Genomic DNA, 12,990 nt, shown 5'->3' with positions numbered 1-12,990 from the left:
TTCTGGGCCCATGCCTTCCACTGTCGCCATCGACCTTTCTGCGATCCCCGCCGACCAGCGTGATGCTGTCGCCGCGGTGCTGCGCGAAAGGGATGCGCTCAAGGAGATCAATAGACGTCTCGAGCACCTGATCGCCGAGTTGAACCACGCGGTTCACGGCAAAAGGTCGGAGAAGCTCCGCGAAGACGAACGGCAACTGTCCTTCGAAGACCTCGAGACAGCCATCTCCGAGGTTGAGGAAAGCCAGGACACGCAGCTCTCCTGTAAAGGCCAAACCCGCCGTCCGGCGCGGCGCAATCGGGGCAACCTGCCGAAAGACCTTCCGCGCATCGAGCGTGTGATCGAACCTGCCAGTCTTGAGTGTCCTTGCGGTTGCGGGGTGATGCACAAAATCGGCGAGGATCGCACGGAGCGGCTGGACATCGTGCCCGCGCAGCTGCGCGTGATCGTCACCGTTCGCCCCAAATACGCCTGCCGCGCCTGTACAGACGGTGTCACCCAGATGCCGGCACCGGCTCACCTCATCGAAGGTGGTCTGCCGACGGAAGGTGCCATCGCGCATGTTCTGGCAAGCAAGTACGCTGACCATTTGCCCTTGCATCGGCAGAGCCAGATCCTTGCCCGGTCGGGCATCGATATCCATCGGAGCACGCTGGCTGACTGGGTCGGCACTGCCGCGTTCCACCTCGGACCCGTGGTCGACCGGCTGGCCGAACATCTGAAGGTGTCGACCAAGCTGTTCATGGACGAGACCACGGCGCCGGTGCTGGATCCGGGCCGCGGCAAGACGAAGACCGGATATCTATGGGCCTTGGCCCGCGACGACCGCGCCTGGGGTGGGGACGATCCGCCTGGCGTGGTCTTCTTCTATGCGCCCGACCGCCGCGGAGAGAACGCGGAGAAAATCCTGCGTGGCTTCGACGGTGTCCTGCAACTCGACGGCTACCAGGGCTACAACCGCCTGACGCACCCCTCCCGTAAGGGCGGCGAGCCGATCCGCGTGGCGCATTGCTGGACGCATGCACGGCGGAAACTGAAGGAAGTGTTCGACCGCGACGGCTCCGAGATCGCCGCCGAGGGCCTGCGCCGGATCGCCGAGTTCTACAGGGTCGAGGCTGATATCCGCGGAACGGCGCCCGGGCAGCGGCTCTCGGCCCGGCAGGCCCGCACCGCGCCTGTGGTTGCCGCCTTCGGGGACTGGCTACAAGTGCAACGCCTCCGGGTCTCCACCAAGTCCCGTCTCGGCGAGAAGCTTGCCTACATCCATCGTCACTGGGACGGTTTGCAGACCTTCCTCCACGACGGCCGTGTCTGCCATCCGAAAAGCCGGATCGACGAGCTCCTGCCATGGAACTTCACGCCGTCAAGCTGAAATCCTGTGGGCCGCAGACGTCGCTTACGAAGGAACATAGAACCCGCCGTCTGTTCCTCTCGCCGGTGTGAGTTGCTGGAGTAGGTCCTCAGTGGTGACAAGTCCGCCAGTTGGAGGAGTGGGTCCTAGCTCACCGTCGGTAGGGTTCTCTTACCTTTGGACGATATATCGCGGTAGTTCGTGATGATATCGCCGTCCCGAATTTCGATTACCGCGTAGGCAGGCGGCTCGGAGGAACGCGTGAGCTTCTCACCCGTCATATCGAGAGCGAACTGAACATGCGTGCTTTTGAGAACCTGGACTGGATGGCCTTGCCAAGTCCCCGACACGTTTCTGTGCAGGTGGCCGCAGAACAGATGTGTGGGCGTCCTGCGGTTCTTGAGCAGCCGTGCCAGCCCATCGCTGTTGCGGAGGCGAAGCCGATCGAGTGCCGGAACGCCGATGGCGAAAGGCGGGTGGTGAAGAAAGAGGAGCAGGGGCCGACCTCCAGCCAAGTCGACCTGTTCGGCGAGCCACTCGATACGGACATCGCAGAGTTCACCATGGTGGCTACCATCCGATGCTTTGGTATCGGCATAGACCAGTCTGGCAACCTCGATGTCCTCAGATCCTTGGACGAAGCCGCCCTGTGCGGCTTCAGGAAAGATGTCGACCAGAGCTTCTGAGTCATCATGGTTTCCTGCAAGCAGCCTGACGGGGATGGAAAGCGACGCAAGCTCCTCACGCAGGATGTGGTAGGCGCCAGGATTATGCAGCTGCACAAGATCGCCGGAGATGACGAGTCGCACAGCGTCGCTATGGAACCTCTCGATTTCTTCAATTGCGTCACGCAGCCCCGTCAACGGGTCGACACCTGCCGGAAGATCCGAGCCCCGTTCGACAAGATGCAGATCGGTCATCCACACAAGCTTGGTCATAACTGTATTCCCTTGTTCAGATGTGTCGTGCAGTGCCTGCGGGGCTCTTGCAGGGTCTGGTTTAGTTGTGCTCGTTCCCGCTCAGCTCCGCGCCGCCGCGAACCAGAACCCCGCGCATAGCGTCAGCGAGCCGATGAAGATCGCGGCCAGAACCGCGCCGTAGCCACCACTCGCCTGCCACAGAAGCGCTGCGCCGAGGGGGGCGAGCGCGGTCATGATGTTCATCGGCGCGACGAGCGAGCCATTGACCGCGCCATAGCCGTCCCGTGTCACCATCTCCGGCACGGCCATGCCGCGCACGATGGTGATCATGCCGTTCGCCGCGCCGTAGAAGGCGGCGACGCCCGCGATGACGACGACTTCGGGCGGGGCGAAGGCGAAGCCGATCACGGCCAGCGGAAAGACCACGACGACGACCGAGCCAACAGACCGCACCGGGGCTTCGGTTGCGAAGGCGCGGATCAGGATGCGACCTGCGACCTGTGCAGGACCGATGACCGTCAGCACCAGCACCGCATCGGTCGAATCCAGGCCGCGTTCGAGCAACTGCGGAAAGAAGTGATAGGTCAGCGACGAGAAGGCGAAGGCATAGGACACCCAGGCGAGCATGAGGCCCCAGTAGGACGGCCTGCGCATCGCGGCTGCGACCGCTGCTCGTCCCACCGCCGGCGGGGCCTCGTCGGGCTCGGCAGCCCGCATCGGGGCATCGCGCGAAGGGTCGATGGCCAAGAGATAGAGCCCGCCGCAGACGACGATGTTCACCCCAGCCATGACGAGCAGCGCACCGCGCCAGCCCTGCGTTTCGATCAGGAACTGAATGACGGGGATGAAGACGGTGCTGGCGAACCCGCCCCACAGCGTCAGGGCCGTGATGCCCTTACGGGCGTTGAGCGGACCGACGCGGCGTGCGATGACGGCAAATGCGGGCTCGTAGAGCGTGGCGGCCTGCATGCACCCCAGCCCGGCAAGCACGATATAGAAGACAACGAGTCCTTCCACCTGCGACCAGGCTGCCAGAAGGATCCCCGCCAGGACCGAAGCTCCGGACATCAGCATCCGCCCATGGCCGCGGTCGATCACGGCGCCGACCGGATAGGCCGCAAGTCCCGCCAGCAGCATGCCGAAGGTGGCCGCGCCGTAGAGCGTCGGCTTCGACCAGCCGAGATCGGCTCGCATCGCCTCGGCGATCAGGGGGAAGCCATAGAACAGCGTTCCCCACGAACAGATCTGGGCGGCACCGAGCGCGCTGATGAACCAGCCTGACGCAGCAGGTATAGATGAAGCCTTCACGCCGCGCTCTGGCAGCAGGTGGCCTTGGCCGCAATAGGTTCGGCCGTCGTCGAAGCACAGCCGCATCCGGCCTCGCCTTTTGCCTTGGCTGTGGCATCGTCGGCGCAACACGCGTCGACGTCAGCGGGCGCGGGACCGCCGCAGCACGATGTGGAGGTTATTTCGGACGGCGCGCTGCAGACGCCGGTCTCGGGAAGCACAAGCTGTACCTGTCGCGCGGTGACAGGGTCGCCGGCGATCTCGGAGACGATGGAGCGGACCTGCTCATAGCCTGTCGCCATCAGGAAGGTCGGCGCGCGACCATAGGACTTGGAGCCGACGATGAAGAAACCCGGTTCCGGATGGGCCAGTTCATCGACGCCATGCGGAGGGACTGTGCCGCAGGAATGGAAATTGGGGTCGATCAGCGGCGCGAGCGCCGGCGTCGCCTCGACTGCGGGATCGAGGCCCAGGCGCAGCTCTCGCAGGAAAGAGAAATCCGGACGGAATCCTGTCGCGACGACGATGCGGTCGACATCCTCGATGATCTTTCGGCCACCGAGCATGGCCTCGACCCTAAGGCCGTCACCGATGCGTCCAACACGTTCGACGACGAAAGGAGCCAGCATGTTCAACCTGCCTTCGTCGATCGCCTGCTTTGCCGCAAGTCCCAGCGCACCGCGCTCCGGCAACTGGTCGTTCAGACCGCCGCCGAGCAGGCGCCCGATACGGTCGCGCCGGAGCGCCCACAGCACCCGCGTGCTTGGCGCCTTCACCTGCAGGTCGAGCAGCGCCAGTGCCACATTGATGGCGGAGTGCCCGCTGCCGAGAACCAGCGTGCGCTTGTCCGCATAGGTGTCACGCTCAACGCCGTGGACATCGGGAATACCGTAGGCGATGAGGTCGGAAGTCTCGGCTTCACCCGGGACGGCCAACCCGTCCGCCCCGATCGGGTTGGGACGCGACCAGGTTCCTGAAGCGTCAATAACGGCGCTGGCGAGCAGCCGCTGTTCGCCCTCGGCATCGCGATATCGCACCACAAACGGTGCGTCCGCGCGTCCGTCATTTGACATCAGGTCGTGCCCCTCGCGGGTAATGCCCGTCGCTTCCGCGCCGAGACGGAGCCCCGCCGCGATCGGCGGCACCAGGGAAAGCGGCTCGAGATACTGCGTTACGATCTCCTCGCCCGTAGGCAGGTACTCGCCGGAAGGCGCAGCAATGCCATGTTCGGCCAGCAGCGCCCGCGCGGCGCCGTCTACATTGTAATCCCACGGAGAAAAAACGCGGACCTGGCCCCATTCGAGGATCGCCGCGCCGACGCGGGCGCCTTTTTCGAGAAGGATGGGGCGCAGGCCGCGTTCAACCAGACGTGCGGCGGCCGCAAGGCCCACCGGACCGGCGCCGATCACTGCAACGGGCAGCTCTCTCGTGACTTTGTTCATCTTTCGATCCTTCCCGAATGTTCGAATTAAATGGCCAAAAAAAGGGAACGCTATGCCTGCTCGGTGGTGACCCATATTTGGTCCGTAGGGCAGCTTCCGTCCGCGCAGCATTCGTCGGCGAGATACCCGATCAGAGCCTGCATCGCCGGATACTCGGCGCGGCAGATGAGCGTCGTAGCCTGCCGCTCCTGGCTCACCAGCCCGGTATCGACCAGCCGCTTGCAGTGATGCGACAAGGTGGAGGACGGAATGCCGAGCTTCTCCTGGATGCTCCCGACGGCCAGTCCTTCAGCGCCCGCACGCACGAGGATGCGATAGATGTTCAGCCGGGTGGCGTTCCCGAGCGCTTCGAGTTGCGTGGCTGCCTGTTCGATCTTCATGTGATCACCGTAGACTTCCGATCGCTGATCAGTCAAACGAATTTCCATAACGTTCGAAATAAGCTGTATTGAACGGCGCGTCAGATCGACTTCTGGCTCACCCGCTTAGACACTTCCTCCGCGCTTTCAACGCGCTCGGAATAGCGGTCGGTCAGGTAGTCCGATTGGTCGCGCACCAAGAGCGTGAATTTCATCAGTTCCTCCATCACGTCGACGATGCGGTTGTAGTAGGGTGACGGTTTCATCCGGCCCTCGGCGTCGAACTCGTTGAAGGCCTTGGCAACCGCCGACTGGTTCGGGATGGTGACCATCCGCATCCACCGGCCGAGCACGCGCAACTGGTTCACCGCGTTGAAGCTCTGCGAGCCGCCACAGACCTGCATCACGGCCAGCGTCCGCCCCTGCGTCGGTCGCACGCCGCCAAGCGACAGCGGCAGCCAGTCGATCTGCGCCTTCATGATCCCGGTCATCGAGCCGTGACGCTCTGGCGAGCACCACACCTGCCCCTCCGACCACATCGAAAGCTCGCGGAGTTCCTTGACCTTCGGGTGGTCCGCCGGAACAGAATCCGGCAACGGCAATCCCGCTGGATTGAAGATGCGCACCTCGGCGCCCAGCCGGCGCAGGATTCGCGCCGCTTCTTCGGTAGCCAGCCTCGAGTAGGAGCGCTCGCGCAGCGAGCCGTAAAGCATGAGAATACGTGGCGGGTGTGTCGATCGCGGTACGTGGAATAGCGCTTCGGGATCGATCGGCCGGAACTGCTCCTCAAGGAGGTTGGGGGAGGTGTCCATCGGCTGGGCGGTATCGGTCATTTGCATTCTCCAGGACACACGCAGCAGCGTCGAACGCTGCTTTATTTCGAGTTTTCTGGAAATATGATTAGCGCCGCGCATGTGCGCAGTCAACTCTATTTCTATTTTTTTCGAAGTTCAAAGAACGCGCCGGCCGTCCGCATCGATGACGACCTCGCCGTCATCCTTCGTAAAGGGGCCGATATCGGGATTGGGCAGGATATCCAACACGGTCTCCGAAGGTCGGCACAGCTTCGTACCAAGAGGAGTGACGACGATTGGCCGGTTGATGAGGATCGGATGGACCATCATGAAATCGATCAACTCGTCGTCGGTCCACTTCGTGTCGCCGAGACCGAGCTCGGCGTAGGGCGTACCTTTCTCGCGCAGGAGGTCGCGCGGTGCGATGCCCATGGCCGGGATCAGTTCGAGCAGCCGCGCGCGCGAGGGCGGTGTCTTGAGATACTCGATCACCTCCGGCTCCTCGCCGGACCGGCGGATCATGGCCAACGTGTTGCGCGAGGTGCCGCAGTCGGGATTGTGGTAGATCGTGATGGTCATGTCAGCCCTTCGGGAACCAGTGCTGGGTGCGGTTGGCGAAGGTGACAAGCGACAGCATCACCGGCACCTCCACGAGAACGCCGACCACGGTGGCGAGTGCCGCGCCGGAATGCAGACCGAACAGGCTGATCGCCACCGCCACCGCCAATTCGAAGAAGTTGGACGTGCCGATGAGCGCGCAGGGCGCGGCGACGTTGAACGGCACCTTCCACGCCTTGGCCGCCGCATAGGCGATGGCGAAGATGCCATAGGACTGGAGCACCAGCGGCACCGCGATCAGCACGATGAGCATGGGGTTGGCCAGGATGACGTTACCCTGGAAGCCGAACAGCAGCACCACGGTCGCCAGCAGGCCGATGACCGAGACCGGCTTGAGGCGTCCCGTGAACTCCGACACGGCGCGCTCGGCATTCCCGCCGCCGCCGGCGCGGCCGACCAGCCAATTCCGGGTGAGCGCGCCGGCGACCAGCGGAATGACGACGTAGAGAACCGTGGACAGGATGAGCGTCGCCCAGGGCACGACGATGTCCGTCACACCCAGAAGAAGCGCCACGATCGGCGCGAATGCGAAGATCATGATGACGTCGTTCACCGAAACCTGCACCAGCGTGTAGGTCGCGTCGCCGCGCGTCATCTGGCTCCAGACGAACACCATCGCCGTGCAGGGCGCAGCACCCAGCAGGATCAGGCCGGCGATATATTGCTGTGCATCGGCAGGTTCGATCCACGGCGCGAAGATGTGTTCGAAGAAGAGTACGCCGAGTGCGGCCATCGTGAACGGCTTGATCAGCCAGTTCACCGCGATCGTCAAGATCAGGCCCTTGGGACGATCACCGATGTGGCGCAGGCTGGCGAAGTCGACATTGACCATCATCGGGAAGACCATCGCCCAGATCAGGACTGCGACGACCAGGTTGACGGAAGCATATTCGATCCCGGCGAGGACGCCGAAGACGCCCGGCAGCAAGGTGCCGAGCGCGATGCCGGCGACGATGCAGAGCGCCACCCACACAGAGAGCCACTTCTCGAAGAAGCCGATACCGCCGGGCGCGGCGCGGCCCGACACCAATGTCGTGTCTGTCATGGTGGAATCCTTCAGCCAGCCATCGACCGGTCTTGTCCGATGTCGCGGAGCTTCGTCTGCAGCGACATCCGGTCGATCGAGGTGAGCGGCAGGGCGAGGAAGGCCGAGAGCCGGTTCGATAACTGCCGATAGGCCTCGGCAAAGGCGAGATGCTTCTCAGCGTCCGTGCCTTCGGCAGCGGCTGGATCCGGCACGCCCCAATGCGCGGTCATCGGCTGCCCCGGCCAGACCGGGCAAGCCTCGTTGGCCGCGTTGTCGCAGACGGTGAAGACGAAATCCATTGTCGGCGCATCCGGCCCCGCGAATTCGTCCCAGCTCTTCGATCGCGCAAAGGACGTGTCCTGCTTCAGGCTATGGAGCAGTTCAAGCGCGAAGGGATGCACTTCACCCTTTGGCTGCGAGCCTGCGGAAAACGCGTTGAAGCGGCCGGCGCCGAGATTGCGCAGGATCGCCTCGGCAAGGATGGAACGGGCGGAATTTCCGGTGCACAGGAAGAGAACGTTGTAGATTTTCTCGGACATGTCGGTTGCTCCTAGCAATCGCAGGTGACGGCGTCGATGACGGGGCGGCAGAGTTCAGGCGAACCATTGCAGCAGTCTTCCATCAGGTAGGCGAGCAGATCGCGGAAGCCGGTCATGTCGGCGACGTAGCGAACGATGCGCCCATCCCGCTTGGGACGGATAAGGCCGGCATGGGTCAGGATCTTCAGATGCGAGGATGTCGTGTTCTGGACCGCGCCCACACCGGTCGCGATCTCGCCCGCGGGAATACCCTCAGTGCCCGCCCGAACCAGCAGGCGAAAGATATCGAGCCGCGTCTCCTGCCCGAGGGCTGCCAGTGCGGCCAGCGATGCCTTCTTGTCCATACATCTGCCTTTCTCGATGAATCGACTTATTGGCAGTTAGCATGATGAGACAATGAGGAAAAGGCCTAAATCGCTTCGAACGCGAGACGCATCCCCGGCTCGACACGGTCTACGCCGGGCGGCAGCAGCGCAATCCCCTCGGCTTGCGAGATCGCCCTCAGGCTGGCGGAGGATCCGCGCCCGAGCATGGTCAGGCGTGGTAACCCGTCCGGACGTCCTGCACCGAGGCGCACTGGGACAAATTCCGTGCGATCAACACGCTTCTCGTAAGCGAAATCGGCGATGGCCAGCGCCCAGATCGGCGCCGTGTTCGACAGGCCCGCCAGCTTCCGGAGCGCCGGGAGCGCGATCATACGGAAGGTGACGAGCGTGGCGTTCGGATTGCCGGGAAGGCCGAGGAATAGCGCTCGGTCAAGCCTTCCGACCTTCACCGGTTTGCCGGGACGCATCGCAACCTTCATGACATCGAGCCTGCCGCCCCCGGCAGCCACAACAGAGGTGACATGGTCTTCCTCTCCAGCCGAGACGCCTCCTGTCGTGATGATCGCATCGCAGTGCGTCGATGCCTCGGCCACGGTCTCGGCGATCGTCTCGCGTGTGTCGGGAACGATGCCGAAGTCGAACACCTCAGCCCAGCGGCACGAGTCTAGGCTGGCCCGCAGCATGACGCGGTTCGAGTTGAATATCTGTCCCGGATGAAGCGGTTGGCCCGGTTCGCGCAGCTCGGTGCCCGTCGAGATCAGGCCGATGCGGATCTTCCGCCGAACTTCGATCTCGGCCATCCCTTGTCCGGCAAGGAGCGCAAGCTGCTGGGCCTTCAGGAGGTCGCCCGGCTTCACAAGCAGATCGCCGCGGCGCAAATCTTCCCCGGCGATCCGCACGTTCTGCCCCGCGCGCGGTCTTTCGCTGACAACGATGACGCCGCCCTCGACGCGGCATTTCTCCTGCATGATGACGGCATCGAATCCCTGCGGAACCGGCGCCCCGGTCAGGATGCGGACCGCGCCTTCGTAGGATCGCTTTGGAACGTCGCCCGCCACGATGCGCCCCGCGACCCGGAGCCGCCACGGACCAGGTTTCAAGAAGTTGTCCGCCTTCACCGCATAGCCGTCCATCGCGGATGCGTTGAACGGCGGCAGGTCCAGCCTTGCGGCCACTTCTGACGCCGGCACGCGCCCAATTGAGGCTAGCAGGTCGATCGTTTCGGTCTCCGCGACGGGCACCGCTGCGGCAATCGCCTTGGCCGCGGCGATATCAACCGGCATGACCGCCCCGGTGGCACCAGCTTCGCAAGGATTCGAAAGCGCGAGCGCGGTCGAGGACATGGTCACTCCTGCAAGGTCTCCAGATAGGCGACGAGATTTGCCAGTTCGTCTGGTTTCTTGATGCCGGCAAAGGCCATCTTGGTGCCGGGGACTTTGGCTCGGGGAGCAGCGAGATACTTCTTGAGGTTCGCCTCGTCCCAGACGAGACCTTCCTCGCCGGCCTTCTTCATTGCAGGCGAAAAATTGAATCCTTCCGCCGTGCCCGCGGTGCGGCCAACGACATCACCGAGATGCTGCCCGACCTTGTTGGTGGTCGTGTCCGTGGCGTGGCAGGCGGCACATTTGCGGAAGGCCGCCTTTCCGGCCTCAACGTCTTGGGCATGGGCAATTGACGCAGCGAGCAACGATGCCGCAACCGCTGCGGCCTTGATGATGAAAGGTCTCACTATGAACTCCGGGTAGCTGTCGAGGTTGCCGCCGGGATTGTCCCGGCGGCGTGGTGGCGACATGCGATCAAGCGGCGCTGTATTCCTTCGACTTGAAGGACAGGTGGGCGACCGACGCTGGTGCATCGGCGATCTTGCGGATGTTGCCCCAGGTCTGCTTGTAGTTGGGGATGTGCAGCTCGTTCGTCCCCGCATTGACAACGTTGCCCTGTACGCCTGTCGGGTAGGCGAACAGCATGAACGTCTCGCCGGGCCTTGCCGATGGCGTCGGATAGACCATCGCCTGCGTCGCGCCCGCGTCGTTGTAAACCTCGACCAGGTCGCCTTCCTTGACACCGATCTTGGCCATGTCGTCGGGATGCATCTCGATGAACGGGAATGGCCAGCGGTCCATGACGAAGTCGTTTTCGACGTCCAGATAGGCCGATTGCCACACTTGGTTGGCGCGCCCGTTGTTGATGAGGAACGGATAGGCGGCTTGCTGCTCGGTCTTGCCAGGCGCCTGCAGGCCCCGCCACGCCGTGACCATGAACCGCGCCTTGCCGTCCTCCGTTCCGAACTTGCCGTCGGTGTAAAGACGCTGGGTTCCGACGATCTTGCCGTCCTCGAAGCCCGTTGCGGGTTCCTGGAAACCGTTGGTTCCCATCGCCCTCAAGCGCTCGTAGGTGACATGCTCGCCGCCATGCGCGGTCGCGTGGTAGCCGTCCATGAAGGCGTCTTCCTCGGTCTCCCATTCGAAGCCGTCGAAATTGGCCGCAATGTCAGCCTTGCCGAGATCTGTGAAGACCTGCTGCATGTGATTGGCGATACGTGCCGCGATCAGACAGTCAGGCATCGCCTGTCCGGGCGGATCCATGTAGCGCTCGGTGATCCGCATGCGCCGCTCGCCGTTCATCGAGGTGAGGTTCATCTCGCCGGATGTCGCGGCGGGCAGCATCACATGGCAGGCCTCGCCGATTTTGGTCGGCACGATGTCGACGTCCACCGCGAACAATCCGCCATCGTCGATCGCTGCCACGATGGCCTCCACCATGGCGTCGCGGTCGCCGTAGGGCACGGCGTTCATCGCGTCCTTCACCTTGTCGGTGCGCTGCTTGTAGACACGCTTGAACTCGGCCGCGTTGAGGGTCGTCTTGTAGTGATCGCAGCCCCAGATGTGGTGCACGCCGCCCTGACCTTCGATCAGCAGGCGGTCGACATAGGCCGACGGGCGGCCGACATGCCCATCGGCCGGACGGGCATAGCCTTCCTGATGGCCGCCGAGCCGAACCACCCCGCCACCCGGGCGACCGACATTGCCCGTGGCCAGCGCGATGTTCACGAGCGCGCCATTGGTGCGGTAGTTGTCATTGCCCCAGATCAGACCCTTTTCATAAGCGAACATTGTGCGGCGGCGGGCTCCGCCTTCCTTCGGCTCGGCGATCCATGCGGCCGCCTTGCGGATGTCGTCCGCGGACACGCCGGTGATCTCGGCAGCTTCCTCGATCGCGACCCTGTTGCCTTCACGGGCTGCCGCGAAGCTGGTCAGCACGCCGGGCCGGGCGGGATCGGAACCGTCGCCTTCGCCTTCCTGATCGGAGGTGCTGGCGTCGATGAATTCCTGGTCCACCCATCCCTGCTCGGAAATCTCGGTGAAGAGGGCGTTGAACAGAGCCAGGTCGGTGCCGGATTTGATCTGCAGATGCAGCACGTTCTCCGCGCCCGCTTCCGCCTCGCAGGCAGCGACAGTCACGGTGCGGCGCGGGTCGACGATGACGATGCGGCCGCGGTCGTGCGGTTCGCCAGAGAACTGTTCGTCCTTCTTGCCGAGCGAGGAACCGCGCAGGTTGGGGACCCAGTGGTTGAGGAAGTAGTTGGTCTGGGTCTCGAGCGGATTGGCGCCGACGACCATGATCGTATCGGCGAGCTCGGCATCCTCGTAGCAGTTGTTGAGTTCGCCCACGCCCATGTCGCGGGTCGCATGGACCTCCGAATTGTAGGCGGGGCGATTGTGGATGCGGATGTTCTTCACCTTCATCGCACCGAAATAGAGCTTTCCGGTGCCCCAGGTGTTCTCATATCCGCCGCCGGCACCGCCATGGTCGAAAGCGGAGACGAACAGCGCGTCCTCACCCTTGTCGGCGACCACGCGCGCCGTCACCCGCGCGACGAGGTCGAGCGCGTCTTCCCAGGACGTCGGCTGCATCTGGCCATAGCGCCAGACCAGTGGATCGGTCAGCCGCTGTTGTTGGGTGGAGCGGGCCTGCGAATAGCTCATTTCGGCCATGCGCGCGCCGCGCACCGAGCCGAGCCCGGAGTTCACGACGCATTCATGGTCGGGCTTGATAACGATGTGGACGTCTTTGCCGTCCTGCTTGACGATGTTGTACATGGACGGCGAATACCAGGCGTCGGTCTCGGCATATTGCTGCTCGGAGAGGTCGACGCCAAAGGCGTTCTGGTCGGGCGCAGTGCCGCCCTGCTTGTTGGCGGGCCAGGAATACGCATGATAGCCGCAGCCGACGATGCAGTAATGGCAAACGACGTTCTGTTTCCTGGCATTGGCGGGGATGATCGGCAGGCGATCGATCTGTCTCTTATAGGCCATGTTTTTCCTCC

At 63.5% G+C, this 12,990-nt stretch carries 13 protein-coding genes; 1 reads left to right on the top strand and 12 read right to left on the bottom strand.

All coding sequences use genetic code 11. From position 1 onward, the window contains the following. The coding region (gene tnpC / locus GM909_RS22525; protein ID WP_210252589.1) for an IS66 family transposase at window positions 1–1,372 on the top strand (1,372 nt) is incomplete at its 5' end. A gap of 125 nt (window positions 1,373–1,497) precedes the next feature. Here tnpC and GM909_RS22520 read toward each other — a convergent pair. The 12 genes from GM909_RS22520 to GM909_RS22465 all read right to left on the bottom strand — a co-directional run bounded on the left by GM909_RS22520 (window position 1,498) and on the right by GM909_RS22465 (window position 12,979). Then, on the bottom strand, window positions 1,498–2,289 hold the full coding sequence (locus GM909_RS22520) for a phosphodiesterase (protein WP_157019454.1): 792 nt from the start codon (window positions 2,287–2,289) through the stop codon (window positions 1,498–1,500). A gap of 81 nt (window positions 2,290–2,370) precedes the next feature. Next, complete coding sequence (locus tag GM909_RS22515) at window positions 2,371–3,579, bottom strand: MFS transporter (protein ID WP_235912023.1); 1,209 nt, start codon at window positions 3,577–3,579, stop codon at window positions 2,371–2,373. After that, window positions 3,576–5,000 (bottom strand): FAD-dependent oxidoreductase, encoded by a 1,425-nt coding sequence (locus tag GM909_RS22510; RefSeq protein WP_157019464.1) that lies wholly within the window; start codon window positions 4,998–5,000, stop codon window positions 3,576–3,578. The genes GM909_RS22515 and GM909_RS22510 overlap by 4 nt, the downstream gene beginning before the upstream one ends. 50 nt (window positions 5,001–5,050) lie before the next feature. Then, window positions 5,051–5,380, bottom strand: coding sequence for an ArsR/SmtB family transcription factor (locus GM909_RS22505; protein WP_157019463.1), 330 nt, complete (start codon window positions 5,378–5,380; stop codon window positions 5,051–5,053). Window positions 5,381–5,460: 80 nt separating this feature from the next. Beyond that, entirely contained in the window at window positions 5,461–6,192 is a 732-nt protein-coding gene (arsH, locus tag GM909_RS22500; RefSeq protein ID WP_235912022.1) for an arsenical resistance protein ArsH, read from the bottom strand. A 117-nt stretch (window positions 6,193–6,309) separates the two neighbouring features. Next, window positions 6,310–6,732, bottom strand: a complete 423-nt coding sequence (arsC, locus tag GM909_RS22495) for an arsenate reductase (glutaredoxin) (RefSeq protein ID WP_157019452.1) — start codon at window positions 6,730–6,732, stop codon at window positions 6,310–6,312. A gap of 1 nt (window position 6,733) precedes the next feature. Then, window positions 6,734–7,816 carry an ACR3 family arsenite efflux transporter gene (arsB, locus tag GM909_RS22490; protein WP_157019451.1) on the bottom strand — a complete coding sequence of 361 codons (1,083 nt, stop codon included), beginning with the start codon at window positions 7,814–7,816 and terminating at the stop codon, window positions 6,734–6,736. An 11-nt stretch (window positions 7,817–7,827) separates the two neighbouring features. Further along, the gene (locus GM909_RS22485; protein ID WP_157019450.1) at window positions 7,828–8,337 is read right to left on the bottom strand and encodes an arsenate reductase ArsC; all 510 of its coding nucleotides are present in this window, start codon (window positions 8,335–8,337) and stop codon (window positions 7,828–7,830) included. Between the two features lie 11 nt (window positions 8,338–8,348). Next, on the bottom strand, window positions 8,349–8,681 hold the full coding sequence (locus GM909_RS22480) for an ArsR/SmtB family transcription factor (RefSeq protein ID WP_157019449.1): 333 nt from the start codon (window positions 8,679–8,681) through the stop codon (window positions 8,349–8,351). Window positions 8,682–8,746: 65 nt separating this feature from the next. Further along, entirely contained in the window at window positions 8,747–10,006 is a 1,260-nt protein-coding gene (locus GM909_RS22475; RefSeq protein ID WP_157019448.1) for a molybdopterin molybdotransferase MoeA, read from the bottom strand. A gap of 2 nt (window positions 10,007–10,008) precedes the next feature. After that, window positions 10,009–10,392, bottom strand: a complete 384-nt coding sequence (locus GM909_RS22470) for a c-type cytochrome (RefSeq protein WP_235912021.1) — start codon at window positions 10,390–10,392, stop codon at window positions 10,009–10,011. Window positions 10,393–10,459: 67 nt separating this feature from the next. Then, on the bottom strand, window positions 10,460–12,979 hold the full coding sequence (locus GM909_RS22465; protein ID WP_157019446.1) for an arsenate reductase (azurin) large subunit: 2,520 nt from the start codon (window positions 12,977–12,979) through the stop codon (window positions 10,460–10,462). Window positions 12,980–12,990: the final 11 nt, after the last annotated feature.

Origin of the sequence: Mesorhizobium xinjiangense, assembly GCF_009749525.1 — a bacterium.
In the GTDB taxonomy this organism is placed as follows: domain Bacteria; phylum Pseudomonadota; class Alphaproteobacteria; order Rhizobiales; family Rhizobiaceae; genus Mangrovimarina; species Mangrovimarina xinjiangensis.
Note: the sequence above shows the minus strand (reverse complement) of the source record. Positions and strands in the feature narration are given on the sequence as shown.